Annotated in this window: 24 protein-coding genes and 1 riboswitch; of the genes, 7 read left to right on the top strand and 17 right to left on the bottom strand. The window is 59.6% G+C overall.

What is annotated here, in order from left to right; translation table 11 throughout:
• Window positions 1-92: 92 nt before the first annotated feature.
• Entirely contained in the window at window positions 93-323 is a 231-nt protein-coding gene (locus tag DXY04_RS09495) for a hypothetical protein (RefSeq protein ID WP_115162221.1), read from the bottom strand.
• An 86-nt stretch (window positions 324-409) separates the two neighbouring features.
• Window positions 410-1075 carry a Fe2+-dependent dioxygenase gene (locus tag DXY04_RS09490; RefSeq protein ID WP_115161872.1) on the bottom strand — a complete coding sequence of 222 codons (666 nt, stop codon included), beginning with the start codon at window positions 1073-1075 and terminating at the stop codon, window positions 410-412.
• Window positions 1076-1201: 126 nt separating this feature from the next.
• Between DXY04_RS09490 and DXY04_RS09485 the strand changes: the two genes are divergently transcribed.
• Complete coding sequence (locus tag DXY04_RS09485) at window positions 1202-2203, top strand: extracellular solute-binding protein (RefSeq protein ID WP_170951420.1); 1002 nt, start codon at window positions 1202-1204, stop codon at window positions 2201-2203.
• A gap of 115 nt (window positions 2204-2318) precedes the next feature.
• Window positions 2319-2933 (top strand): ferritin, encoded by a 615-nt coding sequence (locus tag DXY04_RS09480; RefSeq protein WP_371634532.1) that lies wholly within the window; start codon window positions 2319-2321, stop codon window positions 2931-2933.
• Between the two features lie 348 nt (window positions 2934-3281).
• Here DXY04_RS09480 and DXY04_RS09475 read toward each other — a convergent pair whose 3' ends face one another.
• The 9 genes from DXY04_RS09475 to DXY04_RS09435 all read right to left on the bottom strand — a co-directional run bounded on the left by DXY04_RS09475 (window position 3282) and on the right by DXY04_RS09435 (window position 12389).
• On the bottom strand, window positions 3282-3830 hold the full coding sequence (locus DXY04_RS09475) for a Crp/Fnr family transcriptional regulator (RefSeq protein ID WP_115162219.1): 549 nt from the start codon (window positions 3828-3830) through the stop codon (window positions 3282-3284).
• A 320-nt stretch (window positions 3831-4150) separates the two neighbouring features.
• The gene (locus DXY04_RS09470) at window positions 4151-5737 is read right to left on the bottom strand and encodes an iron uptake porin (RefSeq protein ID WP_115161870.1); all 1587 of its coding nucleotides are present in this window, start codon (window positions 5735-5737) and stop codon (window positions 4151-4153) included.
• A 71-nt stretch (window positions 5738-5808) separates the two neighbouring features.
• Complete coding sequence (locus DXY04_RS09465) at window positions 5809-6441, bottom strand: HupE/UreJ family protein (protein WP_115161869.1); 633 nt, start codon at window positions 6439-6441, stop codon at window positions 5809-5811.
• A 7-nt stretch (window positions 6442-6448) separates the two neighbouring features.
• Window positions 6449-6598, bottom strand: a riboswitch (cobalamin riboswitch).
• Between the two features lie 27 nt (window positions 6599-6625).
• A complete protein-coding gene (locus tag DXY04_RS09460; protein ID WP_115161868.1) occupies window positions 6626-6877 on the bottom strand; it encodes a hypothetical protein in 252 nt (83 codons plus the stop codon).
• Complete coding sequence (locus DXY04_RS09455) at window positions 6874-7182, bottom strand: hypothetical protein (RefSeq protein WP_115161867.1); 309 nt, start codon at window positions 7180-7182, stop codon at window positions 6874-6876. The genes DXY04_RS09460 and DXY04_RS09455 overlap by 4 nt, the downstream gene beginning before the upstream one ends.
• 34 nt (window positions 7183-7216) lie before the next feature.
• Window positions 7217-7921, bottom strand: a complete 705-nt coding sequence (locus tag DXY04_RS09450; RefSeq protein WP_115161866.1) for a 16S rRNA (uracil(1498)-N(3))-methyltransferase — start codon at window positions 7919-7921, stop codon at window positions 7217-7219.
• 81 nt (window positions 7922-8002) lie between these two features.
• Window positions 8003-8308, bottom strand: a complete 306-nt coding sequence (locus tag DXY04_RS09445) for a hypothetical protein (protein ID WP_115161865.1) — start codon at window positions 8306-8308, stop codon at window positions 8003-8005.
• A gap of 118 nt (window positions 8309-8426) precedes the next feature.
• Window positions 8427-8711: a hypothetical protein gene (locus DXY04_RS09440; RefSeq protein WP_244278647.1), complete on the bottom strand. Its 285-nt coding sequence runs from the start codon at window positions 8709-8711 to the stop codon at window positions 8427-8429.
• Between the two features lie 24 nt (window positions 8712-8735).
• A complete protein-coding gene (locus DXY04_RS09435) occupies window positions 8736-12389 on the bottom strand; it encodes a hydantoinase B/oxoprolinase family protein (protein ID WP_115162218.1) in 3654 nt (1217 codons plus the stop codon).
• A 119-nt stretch (window positions 12390-12508) separates the two neighbouring features.
• Here DXY04_RS09435 and DXY04_RS09430 point away from each other — a divergent pair, with 119 nt between their 5' ends.
• Genes DXY04_RS09430 through DXY04_RS09420 form a run of 3 tightly spaced genes read left to right on the top strand, consistent with a single transcriptional unit; the run spans window position 12509 to window position 15451 of the window.
• A complete protein-coding gene (locus DXY04_RS09430) occupies window positions 12509-13465 on the top strand; it encodes a permease (protein ID WP_115161863.1) in 957 nt (318 codons plus the stop codon).
• Window positions 13466-13478: 13 nt separating this feature from the next.
• Window positions 13479-14132, top strand: a complete 654-nt coding sequence (locus DXY04_RS09425; RefSeq protein WP_115162217.1) for a TIGR03943 family protein — start codon at window positions 13479-13481, stop codon at window positions 14130-14132.
• Window positions 14129-15451, top strand: a complete 1323-nt coding sequence (locus DXY04_RS09420) for a hypothetical protein (protein WP_115161862.1) — start codon at window positions 14129-14131, stop codon at window positions 15449-15451. Before DXY04_RS09425 ends, DXY04_RS09420 begins: the two co-directional genes overlap by 4 nt.
• Before the next feature lie 77 nt (window positions 15452-15528).
• On the opposite strand, the gene DXY04_RS09415 is transcribed toward DXY04_RS09420, so the two are convergent.
• Together DXY04_RS09415 and DXY04_RS09410 are read right to left on the bottom strand one after the other, a co-directional pair.
• Window positions 15529-16515 (bottom strand): hypothetical protein, encoded by a 987-nt coding sequence (locus tag DXY04_RS09415; protein WP_115161861.1) that lies wholly within the window; start codon window positions 16513-16515, stop codon window positions 15529-15531.
• Window positions 16516-16563: 48 nt separating this feature from the next.
• Window positions 16564-17481 (bottom strand): metal ABC transporter substrate-binding protein, encoded by a 918-nt coding sequence (locus DXY04_RS09410; protein ID WP_244278646.1) that lies wholly within the window; start codon window positions 17479-17481, stop codon window positions 16564-16566.
• A 105-nt stretch (window positions 17482-17586) separates the two neighbouring features.
• Here DXY04_RS09410 and DXY04_RS09405 point away from each other — a divergent pair, with 105 nt between their 5' ends.
• On the top strand, window positions 17587-18276 hold the full coding sequence (locus tag DXY04_RS09405; protein ID WP_115161860.1) for a metal ABC transporter ATP-binding protein: 690 nt from the start codon (window positions 17587-17589) through the stop codon (window positions 18274-18276).
• Complete coding sequence (locus DXY04_RS09400; protein WP_115161859.1) at window positions 18269-19063, top strand: metal ABC transporter permease; 795 nt, start codon at window positions 18269-18271, stop codon at window positions 19061-19063. Before DXY04_RS09405 ends, DXY04_RS09400 begins: the two co-directional genes overlap by 8 nt.
• Window positions 19064-19078: 15 nt before the next feature.
• Here DXY04_RS09400 and DXY04_RS12180 read toward each other — a convergent pair whose 3' ends face one another.
• The 4 genes from DXY04_RS12180 to DXY04_RS09385 all read right to left on the bottom strand — a co-directional run bounded on the left by DXY04_RS12180 (window position 19079) and on the right by DXY04_RS09385 (window position 21014).
• Window positions 19079-19243 (bottom strand): hypothetical protein, encoded by a 165-nt coding sequence (locus DXY04_RS12180; protein ID WP_170951387.1) that lies wholly within the window; start codon window positions 19241-19243, stop codon window positions 19079-19081.
• A 16-nt stretch (window positions 19244-19259) separates the two neighbouring features.
• A complete protein-coding gene (locus DXY04_RS09395) occupies window positions 19260-19493 on the bottom strand; it encodes a hypothetical protein (RefSeq protein WP_115161858.1) in 234 nt (77 codons plus the stop codon).
• A gap of 187 nt (window positions 19494-19680) precedes the next feature.
• Window positions 19681-19872, bottom strand: a complete 192-nt coding sequence (locus tag DXY04_RS09390) for a hypothetical protein (protein ID WP_115161857.1) — start codon at window positions 19870-19872, stop codon at window positions 19681-19683.
• 38 nt (window positions 19873-19910) lie between these two features.
• The gene (locus tag DXY04_RS09385) at window positions 19911-21014 is read right to left on the bottom strand and encodes a glycoside hydrolase family 10 protein (protein WP_244278674.1); all 1104 of its coding nucleotides are present in this window, start codon (window positions 21012-21014) and stop codon (window positions 19911-19913) included.
• Window positions 21015-21092 lie beyond the last annotated feature (78 nt).

Genomic DNA, 21092 nt, shown 5'->3' with positions numbered 1-21092 from the left:
TTTCTCTGAACTAAAACAAGCGCCCTTTGGGGCGCTTTTTCTTGCAAAAAAATAGAGGGGCTAGCGCCCCTCAAACGACCTGAATCACAGATTCACCAGCAGTTCTCACCCTCACCAATGGGAACACAAACATCTTCTTGTTCAGCTTTTTTGCGAAGAGCCTCAGCCTCTTCGTTCATCACACTGTCGTCATCGACAGCTTGATCCGTCGACCACTCCTTCAATCCGCCGCCATCTTGGGCCTGCACTACCGGTAAATCAGCTGAGGCCAACAGCAGAGATGAAGCAGCTAAAAACACAGTGACTGCAGAGGGTTTGGCCATGGTCCAACGCCAAAAAATCATTCTGATTAACGCTAGCGCCCAAGCAGCCACGAATGAGTCAGGTCAACGCATCATTTGAAACACCATCAATCCGAGAGCCGCCGCACGGCGTTGGTATAGGCCTGAAAAATGAGATCAAGCTCATCCGAACGTCCATGTTTGGCCAGCAATCCGCGCGCCCCAGCAGCCAGATTGAACAGCAAGGAACGATCCTCAGCGGATTTCACATAGCTTTCGATCCAGCCGACACAGGCATAGCGCGTCCCCTGCGTTACTGGAGCAACGCAATGCAACAACGAACTGGGGTACACAACAACCTCACCAGCACAACAACGAAATTCCTCACCATTCTGCCCCGTCTGCAATTGCAAAACTCCCCCTTGATAGGAGGACGGCTCGCTTAAAAAAACGGTGAAGGACAGATCGCGCCGGCCATAACGGGAAAACGGATTATCCACATGCCATCCATATCCATCGCCAGGTGCACAGCGGGAAATCAATACACTGTGCACCTTGCGGATCAAAGCGAAACTCTTGATCAAAGGATCTGCTTTCAATGCCTTCGACACCAAGTTCGCCACCCGATTTGCTAAAGGGGATTCAGGATCAAGTTGATGATTCTTTTTAACCGAGGCCGCTTGCTCTCCCGCCGTGAGTCGTCCATCCAGCCAAGGCAAGTCGGCAGCACTCAGTTGCTGATGAATGGAACCAACATCAGCCTGCGAAAGCAGTGGACGCACAAGATGATCCATCCGCAATGAGGGCAAAAGCTTTCCTCACCCTAGGCAGTTGACCAAATGATACGAAAACATCGCACAAACTGACTCAGTGAGATCACATCCAAGACCTATGATAGTGAGATGAAGAGTAAAGCCATGATGAAGGTCCTCGCTGGACTCTGCCTAATCACTCCCTTGGTTGGATGCTCAGCTGTTGGTGCGCAGGAAGTGCGTGTTTATTCAGGTCGCCACTACAACACTGACCGACAGGTTTTTAAACGTTTTAGTGAAACAACAGGAATCAAAGTTCGCCTGATTGAAGCCACCGGTATCTCTCTGGTGGAACGACTCAAGCGAGAGGGAAGCAACTCCAAAGCAGACGTGATTCTGTTGGTGGATGCTGCGCGCATCAATGATGCAGCCATTGCAGGATTGCTGCAGCCGGTTCAGAGCAACACACTCAAAGCGAACATTCCCGAGCGCTATCGGGATCCATCCAACCGCTGGTTTGGCCTAACAAGGCGCGTGCGCTCAATCATCATCAACCCCAAGCTGGTTAATCCCTCCACGATCAACAGCTACGACGATCTCGGTAAGCTGGAATTGAAAGGAAAGCTTTGCCTGCGCAAGAGAAAGAATGTCTACAACCAATCCCTTGTTGCTGACCAAATTGTCTTAAAGGGTCAAGCCGGAGCAACAGTCTGGGTCAGGTCAATGGTGGGCAATGTCAAGCAGCCCTTCTTCTCCGGAGATACATCCCTCATTCGTGCCGTTGGCCAGGGCAAATGTGGCGTTGGCGTTGTGAATCACTACTACCTGGCACGCATGCAAGCCGGAGACAATGGCAAGGGTGATCAGGAGCTAGCAAAGAATGTGAAATTGATCATGCCCAATCCAGCACACGTGAACATCAGTGCGGCGGGCATTGCCACCTCAGCCCAAAACAAACGGGAAGCGCTGAAGTTGATTGAATTTCTCTCATCTCCGAAGGGGAGCCAGACGCTTGCTGGACCAACCCACGAATATCCTCTGAAAAGTCAGGGCTCCTCAAGCGTACTGAAACAGTACGGACGATTCATCCCAGACAACGTCTCCATCAGCGCGATCGGTGCCAACCAGAAGAAAGCGGTTCAAGTGATGGCGCAGGCTGGCTGGCGTTAAAAGCAACTTTCAAGTTATTTACAGGAGAAAGTTCTAAGATCGACTGGTTATTGATAATGAGTCTCATTTAACTTGGTGCAAATGACACGCCAAGAGTGCATTTCAATTCACCGGTATGTATCGTTTAAATATCAGCGGGCAAAAAGTGCTTTCAACATCCAATTCAAGCCCCTTTTCTTCGATTACCTGCGGACCATCAGGTCGTGCAATTGCAGAAGCAATTGACCCTGATCTTCTGAACGCAGTCCAAGCCCACCTCAACATGGAGAGGCAAGCCCATGCCTCCTATTTCGCTGCTGCAATCTGGTTTGCTGAACGGGAGTTGAGAGGATTTTCCCGATTCTTCCGAGACGAATCCAACAGCGAGCATGTACATGCTGCAAAATTCGCGGAATACATCATTGCTCGAGGGCAAAGCGTTGTACTACAAGTGGTCGAAGCCCCCCTGCAGAGCTGGGCATCTCCTGCAGATGTGATGGCAACAGCATTTCAAATGGAGGTTGATGTCACAGCTTCGTTGCAACAGCTGTATTCCATGGCAGAGAGAGTGAACGATACGCGTACCACAGTGTTTCTCGACCCGATAGTGGAAATGCAAACCCAGTCAGAACATGAGTTCGCGCACCTTCTTGGACGCGTGAAGTTTGCAGATAATCAAGCTGCAGCTTTATTACTCATCGACAATGAGCTTGATCAAGGAAATAACAAGCCTGCGTCTCTTCAAGGATAGAAGAGATTAAACGAAAGAAATTCGAATGACATACAAGACCACAAATACTTTCTAACTTTATTCAGCGCATCCAACATGTCATTTGAATAGTATTAAAACACCTTCGGAGCATTTCTTCAAGCAATAGCCTTTGAATCGAATGCGGCTTTGAATAGCAATTAATTTCCGGCAATATAGATTTTATCGACAAACATCGGTAGTGGTAGAAAGATATCTCCGCAAGAAGCCGTTCTACTAATCCCTGATCCTGGCATCGTTGAATTGATCGAGTGGCACATTGCATACGCCGCCAAATCCAATCAACTTCGCTGCAAAGGTCACCAAGTAAACCGAGCGAATTCACAACTTTCAGAATTGGAGTGGTGAAGAATCGATGAGCTCAGGTGAAATTCGCATGCTGACATCTCCAGATGCCATAGCCACCAAACCCGCTTGACGCCATTTGGAGAGGAGACGTGTTGTGGTTACCCGTGTAGCACCAATCAGCTCACCAAAGCGATCATGAGTGAGACGGAAAGGGAGCTGATAACAATCGCTGCAACGGACGCCTAGACGGTTCACCAAAAGGGCCAAAAGAGCATGAAGACGCTGCTCTGCCTGACCGAGATGGCGGACTCTCAGAAGCTGCAATGTCCATTCGTTCACTGCATCAAGACCCAGCTCATCCGTTGAGACAGCATCACGCCGAAATTTCAAGGCTGTAAGGGCCTCGATACACACGCCATCACTGCAGAGACGATCGGTGCGCAGGCGATCGCCAGACTGCAAAAACGCCAGGGTCATTCCCTCCGTTTCTTCGCAGGGGCAATACACGCGGCACACCCCTTCAATCACCTCAAGAACCGTGGCCTGATCACGCCCGGATGGATCAATCAGCACCGTCTGCGAGCGGGGCATGCTCAAAGGAGCAATCGGATTGTCCGGCAAGAAGCGGTAGGCGGACGCGGTCACGGATTATCGCGATTGAGAATTACTCGCAACAGTACAGATCTCTTGTCGATATTGCAAGTCATTCTCAATAAGGCCCCTGATTTGAGACCTTTTCTCAACTGCGGTCGACACCTGCTCGTTGGCTTGCAACAGCAGGGCACGGAGCAACTGGGCATCCCCTTGAATCCGAAGCATTGGCGTGGTGACGGGCTGCCACCACGTTCAACGGGGCCTTCAACACGAGGTTGATCCATTGCAACCGCGCGACGTCGCTATTGATTCACGGCTCAGAACACAAATGTCGTTTTGATCAGGCCGCCCAGTTGCTGGAAGGTTGAACCATTCGGTGTGAACCCACCCATCGGACGCGACAGATAGAACAGCGCCGGGGTGACGCTGATGTTGTCAGTCACTTTGAACTGATACCACCACTCCCAGATGAACTGACCATCAGCAGGGGTGTCACCACCACGCAGATCGGTCGCAAACACGGGCTGGCCGACAGCCATTCCGGCGTTGTTCCCCGCCATCAACACATCGTTCCACTGCAGCCCAGCCCTCCAGGACTGACTGGTCCTCACCTGGCCTTCGCGCTGGGTGTCGGAGTGATTGATGCCCCAACCGAGCGACAGCGATGGAAGCCAGCCGCTCTCCAATGGCTGCCAGAAACCACCCAGTGCATAGGCGTGAGTCACGCCCCGATCACTGAAGCGATCCTTGACGAAGGGCGAGACATACACGATCAGGTCTTGACCGTTCTGAACCTTGGAATACAGGGCAGCAACGCCCCAGTTGTCACCCTCCCAACCCAGCTGCAGGGTGCCGGTGCCTCCCGCCTCGTCGGTGGCGAAACCGCCGGTACGGGTGTCGCTTGATGCACCATTGGCCGCCACATAGTTGGCCGACGCGCGGGCTCCACTTTCCGCAGCCCAGCTGATGCCCACGCCTGCACCTTTGTTTTTGTTGTAGCCCCCCGGCGCTCCATTCACCGTGAGCACATCGAGAATCGGGTCACTGGGATAGACGCTCGGCCAGATCGCGAGCATGTCTTCCTGGCCAACAATCGGGCCGGTGGTGATGGTGATCTCATCCCCCAACGGGAAGGAATAGAAGAGCTTGTCGATCGCCACCAGATTGGGGCGATCACCCTCCTGAAACGCAGTTTCCAGGGTGGCCAGACCCGACGGACCACCACTGCCGAAAACGTTGCCGTCTCCGTCGAAGTTGCCGCCACGCAACACCGTGGTCAGTTGATCCTTGCCGGTGAAGGAGGTGGCCAACCCCAGCTGAAGGTCGTAATTGAATACCGTTCCGCCGAACTCGGAATTGCTGTCCGAACGCAGCCGGGATGCGGACCCTTTGAAGCGGCTGGCTCCGAACACCCAGGAGGCTTGTCCTTTGAGTTTGGTGGTGGTGGAGAACTGGGTGGCTTCCAGTTCGCCCACGCTGGCCTCGAGGCCGTCAACGCGACCCTTGAGGATGGCCAGCTCGGTTTCAAATTCCTTGAGCAGACGACGCAGCTCATCGGTCACTTCAATGATCCGGTCGAGGCAGGCGTTCAGCAGGGCAGCCGCTTCGTAGCGGGTCATGGCCCGGTTGCCACGGAAGGTGCCGTTGGGGTAGCCGGCGACGCAGCCGTAGGTCTCCACCAGGTTGGCCAGAGCCTGATAGGCCCAGTCGGTGGGGACAACGTCGGCGAACTGGGTGACGCTGGTGACCTGATCAAGGCTGTTGCCAATGGCAGTAGCCGCGTAATCAGAAACGCCGTTGATGTTCAGCTCGGTGGCTTGGGCGGCTGGGCTGTTGACCACAGCCAAAGGGGCGATCAGACCAAGGGCGGCGGGCGCCACCAGCAGTTGCTGGACAAACGTCATGACTGGGAAGAGATAAAAAAACCCCAGAGGTGATCCCTGGGGTCAGAAGCTGTGAAACGGCGTGCTCGTGATCAGTCGATCAGGGCCACCCAGGCAAAGGCCATGCCGATGCCCATCCAGATGCCGGCGCCAAGCCGTTGCCCCTGGGAGCCGAGGCGCTCAACCAGAGACTTGGACCAGTTGCTCACCACCAGCAGCAGTGCGCCTTGGCCAATCAGCAGGCCCAGGAAATAGGTGAACAGCGGGGTGGGTTCCGCTCCAACGATGGTGCTCCCCAGCAGAAAACCGTGCAAGGCCACCAGCGGCAGCAACCAACGGGTGGAGGCCACGGTGAGAGCCATCAAACCCTCCACCACCAGGCTGAGGGAGACCATGGCCTCCGCCCAGGGAGCCACGGCATCCGGCAGGGGGATGAACTGCGACAGAACACTGCCGCCCAGGCCTGCAGCCAGCAGAGGAATCACCCAGGCGCGGGGACGTTGCAGGCCGATGAAGATGATGGCCAGCAGGAACAGGAGATGGTCAGGACCCAGCAGCGGGTGACCAATGCCACTGAGCAATCCCTGCAGGGGGGTGAGGGCAGCGCTGTCGCCCATGCCAAAGGGGTGGTGGGCGAACGCCGGACTGGCCAGGAGAAGAACGGCCAGAAGCGAAGGGCCAGCGATCTGCAGCGGCCTGCGCAGGGCCAGTGGCAAAGAATTCAAAAGTCGATCCTCGTCGGTTTGATCTGGCGGGCGTTCTGACTGACGTGGGCGGAGGGCCGACGTTTCACAGCTGCGGGACAGCGGCAGATTTTCACTGCTCTTTCCCCGTTTCCTTCAGCGGCTGTTCCCCACTGAAACCAGCACACCACCCTACCGGCGCTTGGCCGTCGCGCCTGACCAACAATCATTCGGCCTTTGGCGGTGCATCGGCAAGGTCGGTGGTGTGGAAATTCCAGCGATCACCGTCTTCCAGCCAGAGCTCCCAGGCCAGACAGCGGCCGCTGCGTTTCAGTCGCAGCTGGCCGCCAAAACCCGCTGGAGAGGGCTGATAGAGCTCGGTGATGTCGTCAACAGGGGCTCCATCCCGGGTGAACACCTGCTCCACCTGCTCACCAAGCCGGGCCGTCAGGTCGCTGCGCAGCTCATCAACCGTCACGCCGACTGACTCGAGAAATCGAGCACCAGATCGCCAACGTCGTCACGGCTGATCTGAAATCCAAAGCCATCAACGGTGCCGGTCCACAGGCCCGCATAGAGATCCGCCTCGATTCCCTCCAGCTGCTCCACCTTGTGATCAAAGAGCAGGCCGAAGCAATGGGCGGCGACCTGCGCGGCCTGTGACGCATCCATTTCATCGAGTTCGTGGGCTTCCACCGGACACCCATCGAGCAGTTCGGCATCGATGACGTTGCCGGACCCAACGTCCTCCACAAGAGCTTGCAAGCCAGCCAGATCGTTCATTGCCGTCGCCGTTGAAGCAACACACGCACCACCATCATCCCTGGGCCAGAGCGGTGGTGAGGGCCGTGTCCACGCTCAAGGTGCGCGATCCCAGATGCACGGGCTGCGCGATCACCGCCTGGGCCAACTCCAATTCAAACGGCACAAAACCGCCCTCCGGCCCCACCATCACCACAGCCGCCCCCGCTGGGGTGTCGCGCAAGGGAAGGGAGGCCCCCATCTGGGCCATCCAGCAGGGCCGTCCGGCACAGAGATCTTTGAGCTGGTCTTCGACAAAGGGTCGAAAGCGCCTGTGATGATGCACCCGGGGCGCCACCGTGTCGCTGGCGCGCTCCATCCCCGCAAGCAGCGCATCGTGCACCTTTTCGGGTGCGAGCAAAGGCGACTGCCAATAGCTCTTTTCAACCCGGGCGCAGTTGATCAGGTGAAGGTTGGCCACGCCGTATTCGGCCACGGTGCGGAACAGACGGCGCAGCACCTTTGGCCTCGGCAAGGCAAGAACAATGTCAAACCGATGGCGAGGCGGCGGTGGCTGGTTGAGGTCCACCTCCAGCACCACGGCATCTGCATCCAGGGCACAGATGCGGCCCTGGCCCAGATCGCCATTCAGCTCACCAACTCGGATGCTGTCGCCCACCGCAGCTCTAAGCACCGAACGGATGTGATTCGCCCGACGATCCACAAGACGAACCCTCCGTTCATCCAGCCAATCGGAACGGTTGAGAACAACGATGTTCATGGCTGGATCTCAGGGATCAACAGCACGCCGTCACCAACAGATCCGTCAGTTCAGCACAACCATCCCCACGGCCAACAATCCTCAGCAGTGTTCGAACACCCCGGGGATCAACTCCTGCTCGCGGCGCGCCTGAAACTCAACGTCGGCAGCACGCAGCTCCGCAGGATCGTCCTGGAACCAGCAGCCGTAGAGAAGATTCAAGATCCGATCAACATCGAGATCACGATCAGCCACGTCCTGCCAGAGGCGTTGGCTTAATTCGGCATCAGCCAGCTGAAATTGAGCCTGGGCCAGACGTCGTGCTGCGTCGAAATGGGCCTGTTGCAACTGCCGCGACGGTGAGTCGTACTGAAGCAACCGTCCCTGGATCGTTTGAAGCAAACCCATGCCATCAGCTTGGCTGCATTCAGATTGAATCCTCAGATGCCGATCGACAATGGGTCGTCATGCTGGTTTTCAAACAGCGGCACCAAAGCCGATCAGTGTTGATCGATCAAAGGCTCGATCAACACTGATCAAATCCCAAAAGAATCCTGTCCTGCAAGCCAGCGTGATTGAGGCCTGGACGGTGCAATTGCAGGGCCGGAAGAATATCGAGCACAAGATTGTTGGCCCGGCGGGATTCAACGCAAACGCCAACGCGATCCCCCACGGAACGGGCCAGACGGATCTGATCCATCACCAGCTGCAACTGGAACATCTGCTGGTCGAGGCTTCTGGCATGAGCAGCCCCGTTGAGGCTGCAGCCCAGCAGCACGCTCAACCACCAACCCTGTGATCGCATCGGCATCACACCACCAGAAGGCATCCCCCCTCAACGTCCCATGCCGCCTCCCCCTGGGGTGAGCATGCGAATGGCCTCGCCCGCCTGGAGCTCCAACTGCACGGCACCGGGCAGGGGATGGGCCACCCCCTCACGATCCAGCCGCAGGTTCTCGCCACAGGCACCACTGGCCCCACCCTTGAGACCGAACGGGGCAACCTGCCGCGAGCCACTGATCAGCGACACACTCATCGGCTCGAGAAAACGGATCGTGCGCTCCAGTCCGTCGCCTCCTGGCCATCGGCCCTGACCGCCACTGCCGGAGCGCACCGCGAAGGATTCCAAGCGCACCGGATAACGGCTCTCGAGCACCTCGGGATCCGTCAGCCGCGAGTTGGTCATGTGCGACTGCAGCCCCACCGATCCAGCAAAGCCCTCCCCAGCGCCGCCACCACCGGCCACCGTTTCGTAGTACTGGCAGCGGCCATTGCCGAAGCTGACGTTGTTCATCGTTCCCTGGCCGGCCGCCTGGACGCCGAAGGCAGCGAACAGCAGATTGCAGAGGGCCTGAGACACCTCCACGTTGCCCGCCACCACAGCGGCGGGAGGTCGCGGATTCAACAGACAGCCCTCCGGCACCACCAGATCGAGCGGCGCGAAACAGCCCTCGTTCAAGGGGATATCGCTGTCGAGGAGACAACGGATCACGTACAGCACAGCCGCCCGCGTCACCGCCAGGGGGGCATTGAAATTGCCAGGCCGTTGGGGTGATGTTCCGCTGAAATCCAAACTCAACCGTTGGCGGTTGGGATCAAGGCACACCTGCACCACCAGACAAGAGCCGTCATCCAGGGCCAACTGATGCCGGGCGTCCGTCAGGCGCAACAGCAGCCGCTGAACATTGCAGGCTGCGTCCTGCTGCAGCAGGGTCATCTGCCGTTGCACCAGGGTCTGCCCTTCCCGCTCCACGAGGGATTGCAGCGCCACAATCCCCGCCTGATTGGCCGCCACTTGCGCCTGCAGATCGGCCAGCAGTTCCGGAGGGTTGCGGGGCGGGGTCGCCATGCCGCTCCACACCGCTTCCAAATCAGCGGCGAGAACCCGGCCCTGGCACACGAACAGCTGGTTGCGCAGCAGCAGGCCCTCATCGGCAATGGTCCGACTGAAGGACGGCATCGACCCGGGAGCGATGCCACCCACATCGGCGTGATGGCCGCGGCTGGCCACAAAGAAGCTGGGCTGATCCCCGTTGCAGAACACCGGCGAGATGGCGGTGATGTCGGGCAGGTGGGTGCCGCCGTGAAACGGGTCGTTGCTGAGCAGCGTGTCGCCGGGCTGCAGCGGCGCCACATCACCGGTCGCCACCTGGGCCAGCAGGTCGCGAACGCTGTCGCCCATCGATCCGAGGTGCACCGGAATGTGGGGGGCATTGGCCACCAGGCCCCCCGTGGCATCAAACAACGCGCAGGAGAAATCGAGGCGCTCGCGGATGTTCACGGAGCGACTGCTCTGCCGCAGCTGTTCCCCCATCTGTTCAGCGATCGCCATGAAGCGGTGGCGAAACAGTTCCGCCTGCAGCGGATCGTGGGTACCGGCCTGGGCCAGCTCCGGTGATCCTTCTGCGGGATGCGAGCGCTCCAGCAACAGCGTGCCCCCCTCCGCCACCCGGGCCTGCCAGCCCGGCTCCAGCACCGTGCAGCCCGTGGCTTCGGCGATCAGGGCCGGGCCTGCAATCCGCTGATTCAGCCGCAGGGCACTGCGGTTCAGCAACGGCACCTGCGTCCAGCCGCTCAACTCCAGGTGCATCGACACCTGCAGCGATGGCTGCATCTCTGGTGTTGGTTCGGCCTTCTCAGCTGCGGCTGTTGCTTTAGCTGCGGTTGTGGCATCGAACTGTTGGGGAGCTGTGACCTCAACATTGAGCTGTTCAACGATCAGGGCCTGATCGGCATCAATGCAGTAGCCGTAGCGTTGCTGATGGCTCGCCTGGAAGGCCGAGATCACGGCATCAACGCCTTGCTCGTCGAACCAGGTGAGCACCAGGGTTTGCTCAGCAGAGGGATAACGCAGGGCCAGGCTGACCCAGACCTCCGGCTCCCCCTCCTCGGCATCAGCGCGATCCCCCTGGCGACGCAAGGTCTCCTGCGCTTCTCCCATCAGCCGCTTCACCTGATCCGGCAGGGCCGCCAACAGTTCAGGAGAGAGAGCAGCGCCGAGATGCACCTGCCGCCGGCAGCGCTGGCGGGCCTGACCCATGCCAAAAGCGGAGAGAACGCCGGCCATGGGATGCAACAGCACTGTGTTCAGCCCCAGTTCATCAGCCAGGCGACAGGCGTGCTGACCACCAGCCCCCCCGTAGGCCACCAACACCCCGCCGCGAATGTCCTCACCGCGATGCAGCGACACCCTGCGGATCGCAGCGGCCATGGTTTCCACCGCCAGTTGCAACGCCCCGGATGCCACCCGCTCCGGGGTCTGCCCCAGCGCTGCCGCTAGCTCGGCGAAGCGATGCCGCACCACCTCCACATCCGGTGGTAGATCCCCAGACGGGCCGAACACCGCCGGGAAGCGGTCCACCTGCAGACGCCCCAGCAGCAGGTTGGCGTCGGTGATGGTGAGCGGTCCGCCGGCGCGATAACAGGCCGGGCCCGGTTGCGCTCCGGCGGAGCGGGGGCCCACCCGCAACCGCTCTCCCTCGAGCTCCAGCACCGATCCGCCTCCGGCCGCCACGGTTTCAATCGGCAGGCGTGGGGCCAGCAACTGCAGGCCAGCGATCTCGGTCTGCTCCTTCACTTGCCGCAAAGCCTGCACATCGGCGCAAGCCACACAGAACACATCCGTCGACGTGCCCCCCATGTCGAATCCCAGCACCGGCACCCCGTCAAAGCCGGCCATCCGCGCCGCGGCGATCGCCCCAACCATCCCCGCCGCCGGCCCCGAAAGGATGGTGTCTTTGGCCTGCAGCCTGTCTGGAGCCTGCAACGCTCCACTGGAGGTCATCACCCGCAGGGGCGTGGCGGCACCCAACGCCCCTTGCACCTGTTGCAGGTAGCCATCCAGCACCGGATGCACGGCCCCCTCCACCAAGGCCGTCTGCCCCCGCGGCACCAGGCGGGGCATCACACTCACCTGGTGGGAACAAACCACGGTGCGAAAGCTAAGTTCCCGCAGCAATGCAGCACAGCGCTGCTCATGGGATGGGTTGCGCTGGGCATGCAACAACGCCACCACGGCGACGTCCAGGCCGGAACGGCGCAGCTCCTCAAGCCGCCGCCGCAGCGGCTGATCCAGCACCAGGGGCTCCACCTCCTCACCCCGAGCATCGAGCCGACCGGTCAGCTCCAGCACCGTTTGCGCCAGGAAGGGGCGCTGGGGCTGCTCAAGCGCGAACAGATCGTCGCGATGTTGATCGCCGATCCACAGCTGATCCCTCAGCCCGGCGTTGGTGAGCAACAACAAAGGAGCGCCAGCCCCCTCCAGCAGCGCATTGGTGGCCACGGTGGTGCCGAGACGCACGTCGTCGACGTCCCCCAGATCCACGGGCGGTGAAGCCGACGCCAACATCTCTTTCATGGCCGACACCGCAGGGTCTCCAGCACCGGCCTGCTCCGAGAGCACCTTGCGCACGTGCAGCTGGCCTTCTGAATCGCGACCGATCAGATCGGTGAAGGTGCCACCGCGATCAATCCAGAAGCACCACCCCATCTCAGGCCCTGGCCAACGTCGTCCCAGCCTGCCGCGCAGGCCGATCAACAAACCATGTCAACGCCCCCCGATAGGCGAGCTGAACTGAGAACGTTGAGAAGCAACTGCCGCCCGAACGCTTGGACAAGCTCGCCACGGCCTGGGCGATCTTTCAGGGGTTACTGCTGGAAGCCGTTCCGTTTCTGCTGCTCGGCGTTGCCATCGCAGGACTGGCCCGATGGGCCGTGCCATCGGGTGCCTGGATCGAGCGGCTCCCAAAGAACCCAGTGCTGGCACCGATCATCGGGGCCCTGATGGGTTTTGCACTTCCGGCCTGCGAATGCGGCAACGTCCCCGTCGCTCGCCGTCTGCTGGCCAGCGGGGCACCGATGGGCACGGCCTTCGGCTTTCTGTTTGCAGCTCCGGTGCTGAATCCCATCGTGCTGGCCAGCACCTGGGCCGCGTTTCCCGATCAGCCCTGGCTGCTGGTGGCCCGGCCATTGGGAGCCTTTCTGTTGGCGATCCTGCTGAGCTTGTTGCTGGTGCAACTGCCCGAGACGAAGCTCCTGGCCACTGCGCTGCTGGAGGAACGCCGCTTGAGCCAGCCCCTCAGCAACCTGGGGCTGCTGCAGCGGAGCAGTGGTGTGATCGGCGGATCACCCAGCCCCCCCCGATCCATAAACGGAAAGCGCCTCAAGGCCTGGCAGGTGCTGGACCAGAGCTGCCGCGAATTTCTCGATCTGCTGGCTCTGCTGGTGCTGGGGTGCGTGATTGCGGCCCTGGTGCAGACCTGGCTGCCGCGCAGTTGGCTGTTGGCCGTGGGGGGCGCGCCGACGGCATCAATCCTGGCCTTGATGCTGCTGGCGGTGGTGGTGTCGGTCTGCTCCAGCGTGGATGCCTTTCTGGCCCTGGGGTTTGCCGCTCAGATCACCCCCGGAGCCCTGCTGGCCTTCCTCTTGCTGGGGCCCGTTGTGGACCTCAAACTCGCGGGCCTGTTCACCGTGCTGATGCGGCCAAGGGCAATCCTGATCACGGCGATCGGTGCCATTCTTGGCGTGCTGCTGATCGGTCAGTGGATCAACCTGTGGCTGCTGTGAGGGGCCGGTTGTGCTGAAGCGCGGAACCCTGCTGCTGCTCTGGGGCCTGACGCTGTTGTGGAGCCTCCACAGCGGACGCCTCGATCTGCTGCTTCGCGGGGTCTTCCATGGCCTGGTGGGAGTCACCGGCCTGGTCTTGCTGATGCTGGGCGTGGCCCTTCTGCTGAAAAAAGAGAAGCAAAACGAACGCTGGCGCTGGCCCTGGCTGCTCAGCGGCGTGATGGCTGCGCTGGTGCTGGTTCTTCCGCCGAGTCCCTCCTTCAGCGATCTGGCCAGCAACCGCCCCCAGGGCCTGCCCGATCCACCGGAGTTGGCCTTTGTTCTGCCCCCCGAACAACGCAGCCTCACGGAATGGGTACGCTTGCTGCGCAGCCAGCCCGATCCCGACCTTGTGGCCGGCAATCCTGTACGCATCAGCGGTTTTGTCTGGAGGCAACCCCAGGGCCCACCGCTGATCGCCCGGCTCACGGTGCGCTGTTGCCTGGCCGATGCCACACCCGCTGGCCTGGCCGTGGAGTGGCCGGAGTCGTTCATCCCTCAAACCAACCAGTGGTTGGCCATCGAGGGAACGATGAGCGTGCAGACGCGGAAGGAACGGCGCATCCCCGTCGTGATTCCCCAAAACATCACGCCGATTGCCAGGCCCGAGCGGCCCCTGGAACCATGACGCGGCGGCCCTTGCTGCTGATGCTGATGGCCTGCGCCGCTGTTCTGGCGCAGCAACAACTGCTGTTACGCCGGCCTCCGCGGCTGCTGCGCCTGGTGCCCCAGCAGGTGCAAAGCGGCAGCGCGGCCCTGGATCTGCAGTTCAGTCGTCCGATGGATCGGCCGAGGGTCAGAGAGGCCACCCGAATCACTCCATCCGTGCCCCAGCAGTGGCTGGGGGAGACGACAGCACTGCGGATGGTGATCGATGCGGATGTCGTGCTCACGGCTCCGCTCGAGCTATCGATCGCAGGGAAGGACCAACGCGGGCTAGATCTGGGGCAGCAGCAATGGTGGTGGGACCCGAAACCCTGGCTGATCGCAACACGTCCCGTGCAGGGGGGTGAGCAGGTTCAACTGCAGACGCGATCAGGAGCATGGATACCGATCAGTCGGGTCTGGCCCGCCATCCCGAGCGTCGTCCCCCTCGGAAATGGCCGGGGTATCGCCCTGGTGGGACGCGATCAGAGCGGCACCGAACAAGTGTGGTGGGATCAACTGACGCCCCGCAGCACCGCCAACCGTCTGGCGGCCTTGGGGCCACCAACGCTGAGCCGTACGGAACCCCTGCTGAAAGGGGAGGTGCTCTTCGCTCATCTCAGCAGCAATCTCAATGGGGATCTGCTGGTGCAGAGCGGTGGGTTCCAGCCGGGCAGTGACCAAGCCCTTTTGCTGCAGGCCGATGGCAAACGCAAAGCTCTGGCACTGAAACCCTCCGGGCCGATGCAGTTGCTTCCGGCTGGAGGGGGGGTGGTGATGCCCACCAGCAACGGCCTGAGCCTTCGGCCCCTCCAAGCAACCGAGCAAAAGCCGCAGATGCTGCCGGGCAGCCGGGAGCTGGGAGCCTTCTGCGGTGCCTCAGGACGAGCCGTGCTGATCCGGCACTGGCCGGATTACAGGCGCTCGATCGAGCTGGTGGTTCCTGGACAGGCACCGAAGCAACTGCACCTCGGTGATCAGGCGGTGCTGGGGGTGGCCTGCGACAACCGCGGCAAACGGATCTGGGCTGTGCTGGGGCGATGGGAACAGCAACGGGGCAATCACGAACTGGTGCTGATCAGCGAAGCGGGAGAGGTGAGACAACGCAGGGCCCTGGAGCCGTGGACGCTCAAAGCGGGCAGCCCCATCCAGTGGAACCCGGTGACGAACCAGCTTTTGATGACGCTGACACGAGCGAACCAGACCCATGCCCGTGCCGGCCTGATCGATGGCGACAGCTTGAAGCTCATCAAGGTGATCAACACACCCATCAGCGAAGCCCAGTGGCTCAATGCAGGCTGAGCAACAAAAACTGAGCAATAAAAAAGGAGGGCAAAGCTGCCCTCCTGATCAAACAAAGCTCAAACGATTGTTGAAACCTAGAAGGTGAACGTCACGCCAGTGCCGACATGGTGCTGCCAACCTTCACCCCAGCCAGGCGCATCTTCCCAGCTGTAGGTCTGCTGCCAGTGCAGGAACAACGTGGCATCACCGATGGGAACCGAAAGTTCGATTTCACCAGCCAAATCTGTGCGCGGATCCAATCCTGCGTAGCTGCCAGGAACATAAAAACGAGGGCCCGCTTCAATCATCAAGGAGATCTCATCACCACCAAATGTGAAGCCCAGGCCCACACGAGGATCGGTGTAGTTGCCCACATACATCCCGTCGGATTCCCAACCCTGACGGTGATCAACTGACAGATAAACACCATTCACAAGATCTTCGATACCATCGCCAAGGGCGAAATTCACATCTCCATCACCCAAAGCCCAGATCGCCTTGGCACCGAGCTCATTCTTCAAGCCCTGAATGTCCTCACCCTGGTCTTTGGTGACGTAATAGGGGTTCCAGGACAGCTCAAAACTTAAGCGGTCATTCGGTGCATAACGGGCCTGAAGGAAGCCCTTGATATCGGTGCGCTTGAAGTCTGTGTCGTGACTGTGGTCATGACCGTGATCATGTCCTTCGTGATCATCATGATCTTCTTCATGGTCATGATCGTCATGTTCTTCTTCATGGTCATCGCCGTGATCATCAACGTGAACCTTGCCATAAAAGTGTTCTGCTTCTCCCCAAACCAAAGCAGGCCCAATTGCAGCTTCGATCGCAAAAGAACCGCCATTTGCGAGGCCCCACTCAAAGACGCCACCAAACATGCCATCGATGGCGTAGTGCTTGGGATCCCCTTCGAGGTTGGTGTCAAATCCACCATGGCCTTCGATGTTGATGATGGGCGTGAAATCGAATTCACCGGCCTCGAGAGACTCTCCACCACCACCATGGGAGCCATGGGCTTCAGCAGGTGAAATGGAGGCGAACGGGCTCAACAGAAGAGCCAGCAGGGCAAGGCGTGAACGGAGCATGAGACGAGAAGGAAGAAAAAAGAAGACCGAAGAGGAAAAGGCGTTACGTCACCGGATCGATGACCACTGCGTGTTCAAGGCATTAGCCCCAACGGTGTCGCAGGAGCCTCCCTGGCCCTTGACGATCGTGCAGACGTTGAGGGTCGCTGTTGAAACGGCATTACGACCGGCAGCAATGCCCTCTCCATAAAGAGGTGTGGACGCGATCGGCAATCCCGTGGACTTGCTGATGCGCCTCAGGGTTTTGTTCGGAGAAGCCGAAGGGGAAAAGATGGTTTTGGCACCGGATGCTTTCACCTCTTGGGTGATTGTTTTGAGGCTGGAGGGCCGCAAAACGCCACCGGTGGTGTGGCTGTCCAACATCGCGATCTCGACAAGTCCGAAGCGATCCGCGAGATGGCTGTAGGTCCTGTGATCGGTCACCAGGACCCGCTGGGCCGGGGGCAAAGAACTGAACTGCTTGGCTTCCCAGCTCTGCAAAGCCTGTAAAACAGCAACGGCACGAGCCGTGCGTTGCTGCAATGCCGCACGATCACTGGCTGGAAGAACGGGGGCCAGAGAACTTGAGATCACCCGCACCATTGCTGCGGAATTGGCCGGGTCGTGCCAGACATGGGGGTCGCTGCCGCCATAGGACGGCAGAGCGACTTCACCGACGGCCACCACCGTTCCTGGTGACTTGAGCTTATTGGCCGACGGGGTCAGCCCGAAACCGATGTGCAAAACCAGATCACTCTTGGCGGTCTGGCTGCGATCACTGGGCTTCAAGCGATAGGAATGGGGATCACCACCAGGAGGGATCAGGCACGTGACCGACGCGGCACCGGCAGCCAGGGTCTTGGTGAGATCACAGAGCGTGCCGTCGACGGCCACCACCACAGGTTGAGCCGAATGGGCCGGAACTACGGCAGCTCCAATGGCCAAAGCAAGGCTGACCCCCGCCGATCGAGCCAAAACAGGACGCATGGACGTCTTGGTGAGAATGATTATCATTTTGCTGAGCACTTGATCCCTCGCCAACATGGGGTGTGCAAAACATCAAGAGGCCCAAGTCCGGCCACCGAAGAGTTGATGAGCCATTCGTCGTGCGTGCTGAGCACAACCAAGCTGTGCTTCAGCTACGGGGGTCGCAACACCGTTGACCGCGTCAACCTGCAACTCCAAGCGGGAACACTGACGGCGCTGGTGGGGCCCAACGGAGCCGGCAAGTCAACGCTGTTGCACCTGCTGAAGGGGCGACTGAAACCCAGCCAGGGAACGGTCAACTCCAGTAAGCCCATCGGCCTGATGCCCCAGCGGGCCGCCATTGATTGGTCGTTTCCGATCACCGCCCGCGACATGGTGCAGCTGGGGGCGCCCAGAAAGGGCAAAGCCACAGCAGCAGACCACTGCGATCAGCTGCTGGAACGGGTCGGCATGGGAGCCATGGGATCCCAACGCCTCAACCAGCTCTCCGGCGGCCAGCAACAACGCGTCCTGCTGGCCAAAGCGTTGATGCAACAGACCGAGATCCTGCTGCTGGACGAACCCTGCAGCGCCATCGATCCACCAACGCGTGAGCACCTGCTCAAGGTGATGCGGGATCAGGCGGAAGCCGGCCAGACGCTGCTGGTGAGCAGCCACGATTGGGGCAGCGCCCTCGACAGCTACGACCAGGTGGTGGTCATGGACGGCCAGATCCTGGCCAACGGATCACCCGACACGGTCCGCGAAAAACTGAGCGATCTGACTTGCATGATGGGGAGTTCTTGCTGTGGCTGAGCCCGACATCTGGTGGCTTCTGCCACTCACGATCTCGCTGCTGATCGGAGCCATCTGCCCGGCCACGGGAGCGTTGCTGATCACCCAACGCCGGGTGTTGCTGGCCAACCTGATGGCCCATTCCGTTCTGCCCGGCTTGGTGATCGCCCTGGCCATCGGCATCGAGCCAAGCATCGGCGGTCTGATCAGTGGACTGCTGGGCGCCCTGGTGGCTGAACGCCTGAACCGGCGCTTCAAGGGAAGGGAAGAGGGCGCCATGAACACCGTCCTAGCGGGCTTCACGGCCCTGGGCGTGCTGTTGGTTCCACTGCTGGATGCCCGGGTGGACCTGGAAACGATCCTGTTCGGCGACCTGCTTGCCGCCAACACAACAGATCTGCTGCGAACAGCGCTTTCAACCTGCGCCCTGATCGCGATGGTGGCGTGGGGCTACCGCGACCTGGTGTTCGTTGGCATCGACCCTGAGGGAGCAGCCATCGCCAAACGACCGGTGCTCTTGATTCGGCTGATCTGCAGCCTGATCACCGCCCTGGTGGTGATCAGCGCCATCACTGCCGTGGGGGTGATTCTGGTAATTGGGCTGCTGTGCGCTCCGGTGCTGATGCACGTGGAGCGCAGCCGAAGCCTGAAGGAACTCATGCTGCGCAGCGCGAGCACGGGGCTGCTTCTGTGTGGTGGCGGAATGATGCTGGCGATTGCTGTTGACCTGCCACCGGGCCCACTGATCGGAACACTGTGCTTGGCACTTCTGTTCACCTACAAGGTCAACACTGCAGAGCAACAGTGATAAGAGAAGCCTTCTTTACGGCTTTTGCTTCAGGAACATCCGATCAAGGCGGCGACGCATTTTCCGCATCAATGTGCGTTCCTGCTCCAGGCGGAAGGTGCGCCGAAAGGCCAGGAACAACACAGTCAGCGTTGAGGCCATCCCCACGCTGAATAGGGCGATCAAGCTTGCATCGCTCATGGCTCCATCCAACCCGCTACTGAACAACGGCGAACCAACCACCAGCCAGGGCTGCAATCAAGCCACAGGCGAGGGCTTGAAGCACAAATTGGCCTGAATCTTTCTTCTCCCAACGATCAATGGCCTTCAATGCCGTCACAAACGGTTCTTTGTTCCTGATCAACTTATCGATGTACCGCTCGATGAACTGAGCATCGAGGTCAAGCCGCCGCAGCTTGGAACGAATCTGGTTGAGCTCAAACTGATTCATGGCTCAAAACCCCTAAACTTTTCCGCCTATTCATCATTAAAGAGCTATTCCTCAAAACCTCATATTGAATGATCCAGAATTTTAGCGAGACAGTTATCTCAACGTGACCCTCCCGGAGAAGAAAGCCAAATGCATCTGTCTGAATTAATCCTAAGCCGATCAATGAACAGCACGTTGAACAAAACATCTAAAAGCCTTTGGCACGTCCTTGCCCCTTCGGTTGCATCACTTCAATTGTTGTTGGCCGTGTCTTACTGGAATACCAAACGCGTTGCGCTGCGTCGTAGCTCTCGACATCCTTGAACGACCCATCACACAACCAGACGCGGTAATGGTGACGGTCATAGGGGTCGGAACTGGTTTCGGTGAACTGTTTCATGCAACTCAATAACGATCGTGTCGAGCCAGGCCTGTTGGTCAATCAGAGCCAAGCCTGGTGAATGCTGCGCGGCGAGGATCTCGATACCGCTCCGCCACATGTTTGCCCCATAAGCCTTCCCAGTAGAAGAAGATCACGCCATGACCGCGTTGACGGGCCAGGCGAACTTTTTGTTCCAGAACGGCCATCGAGTTGGTGCGTTTGCCGAATCCCGCCAACACGCCAATCTGCGAAGGGATGCCCCAGCTGCGGGCTTTGCGCAGCGCCGGCTGATCCAGGTCTTTGGCGAATCCACGAACCGAATAGGCATAGTTCTGCACCACCAACTCTTCAATTAGCCCGCCCATAGCCCAGAGCTCCCAGTCCTGCAGCCAGAGGTTGTAGGCCGAACGGAAGGGACCTGGAGACAGGCTGATTCGGGTGGAAAGGCGCTCCTGCTTGAGACGTTGCCGCAACTCACGCAAGAGAGAGGTGAGTTGATTGCGCCGCCATTTCATCCACTGCCGATTGCTGTGATCCCGAGGAGGTGCCAGTCCCGTCTCCTGCCGATACAACGCCACGGTGGTGGGGTCATAACCGAACTGAACCGGCCAGGCGAAGTGATCATCCAGTTGCAGGCCATGCATCGGACAGCGCTTCAGGGTTTCCACCACCAATCCAATGAAGCGGGCACGAACCTCCGGATGGGCAGGATTGAGCCAAGCCATCCGATGGTTGCCATGCATCGCCATCCAACGCTGGCCATTGGCTTTGGCCAACACCCAGCTGGGGTTGTTGCGCACAACGGATGAATCGGCCGGCTCCATCAGGCCGTACTCAAACCAGGGCATCACCTTGATGCCACGGCGCCGACCTTCCGCCGCCAGGGTGCAGATGGGATCAAGACTGACCCCAGCCTTTTGCAGCGGCGGCTCCACTGGAGCGAAGCGGCTGCGATGAAACGTGGTGCCACGGCTCCAGACATTCGGCACCACACGATTGAAGCCCGCATCCTGCAGCTGTTGCATTGCAGCGCTGATGCGCTTCCGGTCGTAATAAAGCTGGCTGGGGCTGTTGGTCAGCCACACCCCCATCGTGCTGCGGTTTCGGAGCAACCGGTCCAATCGGGACTCAGCCATCAGAGGTGTGGGAAGCCCCGCCATCAGGCTGGCCAGAGCAACACCAAACAGAGGCTTCCACCGCTGAGCCAACGCCGTTGAAGCACCGGGCCTCAAGGATGG

It is taken from the genome of Synechococcus sp. UW86 (assembly GCF_900474085.1).
GTDB lineage: Bacteria > Cyanobacteriota > Cyanobacteriia > PCC-6307 > Cyanobiaceae > Parasynechococcus.
This window is presented reverse-complemented; position numbering and strand designations above follow the sequence as displayed.

Coding starts and splice junctions, on each gene's coding strand:
- DXY04_RS09495 (WP_115162221.1), bottom strand. CDS start 323: ATGGCCAAACCCTCTGCAGTCACTGTGTTTTTAGCTGCTTCATCTCTG.
- DXY04_RS09490 (WP_115161872.1), bottom strand. CDS start 1,075: ATGGATCATCTTGTGCGTCCACTGCTTTCGCAGGCTGATGTTGGTTCC.
- DXY04_RS09485 (WP_170951420.1), top strand. CDS start 1,202: ATGAAGGTCCTCGCTGGACTCTGCCTAATCACTCCCTTGGTTGGATGC.
- DXY04_RS09480 (WP_371634532.1), top strand. CDS start 2,319: ATGTATCGTTTAAATATCAGCGGGCAAAAAGTGCTTTCAACATCCAAT.
- DXY04_RS09475 (WP_115162219.1), bottom strand. CDS start 3,830: ATGCCCCGCTCGCAGACGGTGCTGATTGATCCATCCGGGCGTGATCAG.
- DXY04_RS09470 (WP_115161870.1), bottom strand. CDS start 5,737: ATGACGTTTGTCCAGCAACTGCTGGTGGCGCCCGCCGCCCTTGGTCTG.
- DXY04_RS09455 (WP_115161867.1), bottom strand. CDS start 7,182: ATGAACGATCTGGCTGGCTTGCAAGCTCTTGTGGAGGACGTTGGGTCC.
- DXY04_RS09450 (WP_115161866.1), bottom strand. CDS start 7,921: ATGAACATCGTTGTTCTCAACCGTTCCGATTGGCTGGATGAACGGAGG.
- DXY04_RS09445 (WP_115161865.1), bottom strand. CDS start 8,308: ATGGGTTTGCTTCAAACGATCCAGGGACGGTTGCTTCAGTACGACTCA.
- DXY04_RS09440 (WP_244278647.1), bottom strand. CDS start 8,711: ATGCCGATGCGATCACAGGGTTGGTGGTTGAGCGTGCTGCTGGGCTGC.
- DXY04_RS09435 (WP_115162218.1), bottom strand. CDS start 12,389: ATGGGGTGGTGCTTCTGGATTGATCGCGGTGGCACCTTCACCGATCTG.
- DXY04_RS09420 (WP_115161862.1), top strand. CDS start 14,129: ATGACGCGGCGGCCCTTGCTGCTGATGCTGATGGCCTGCGCCGCTGTT.
- DXY04_RS09415 (WP_115161861.1), bottom strand. CDS start 16,515: ATGCTCCGTTCACGCCTTGCCCTGCTGGCTCTTCTGTTGAGCCCGTTC.
- DXY04_RS09410 (WP_244278646.1), bottom strand. CDS start 17,481: ATGCGTCCTGTTTTGGCTCGATCGGCGGGGGTCAGCCTTGCTTTGGCC.
- DXY04_RS09405 (WP_115161860.1), top strand. CDS start 17,587: ATGAGCCATTCGTCGTGCGTGCTGAGCACAACCAAGCTGTGCTTCAGC.
- DXY04_RS12180 (WP_170951387.1), bottom strand. CDS start 19,243: ATGAGCGATGCAAGCTTGATCGCCCTATTCAGCGTGGGGATGGCCTCA.
- DXY04_RS09395 (WP_115161858.1), bottom strand. CDS start 19,493: ATGAATCAGTTTGAGCTCAACCAGATTCGTTCCAAGCTGCGGCGGCTT.
- DXY04_RS09390 (WP_115161857.1), bottom strand. CDS start 19,872: ATGAAACAGTTCACCGAAACCAGTTCCGACCCCTATGACCGTCACCAT.
- DXY04_RS09385 (WP_244278674.1), bottom strand. CDS start 21,014: ATGGCGGGGCTTCCCACACCTCTGATGGCTGAGTCCCGATTGGACCGG.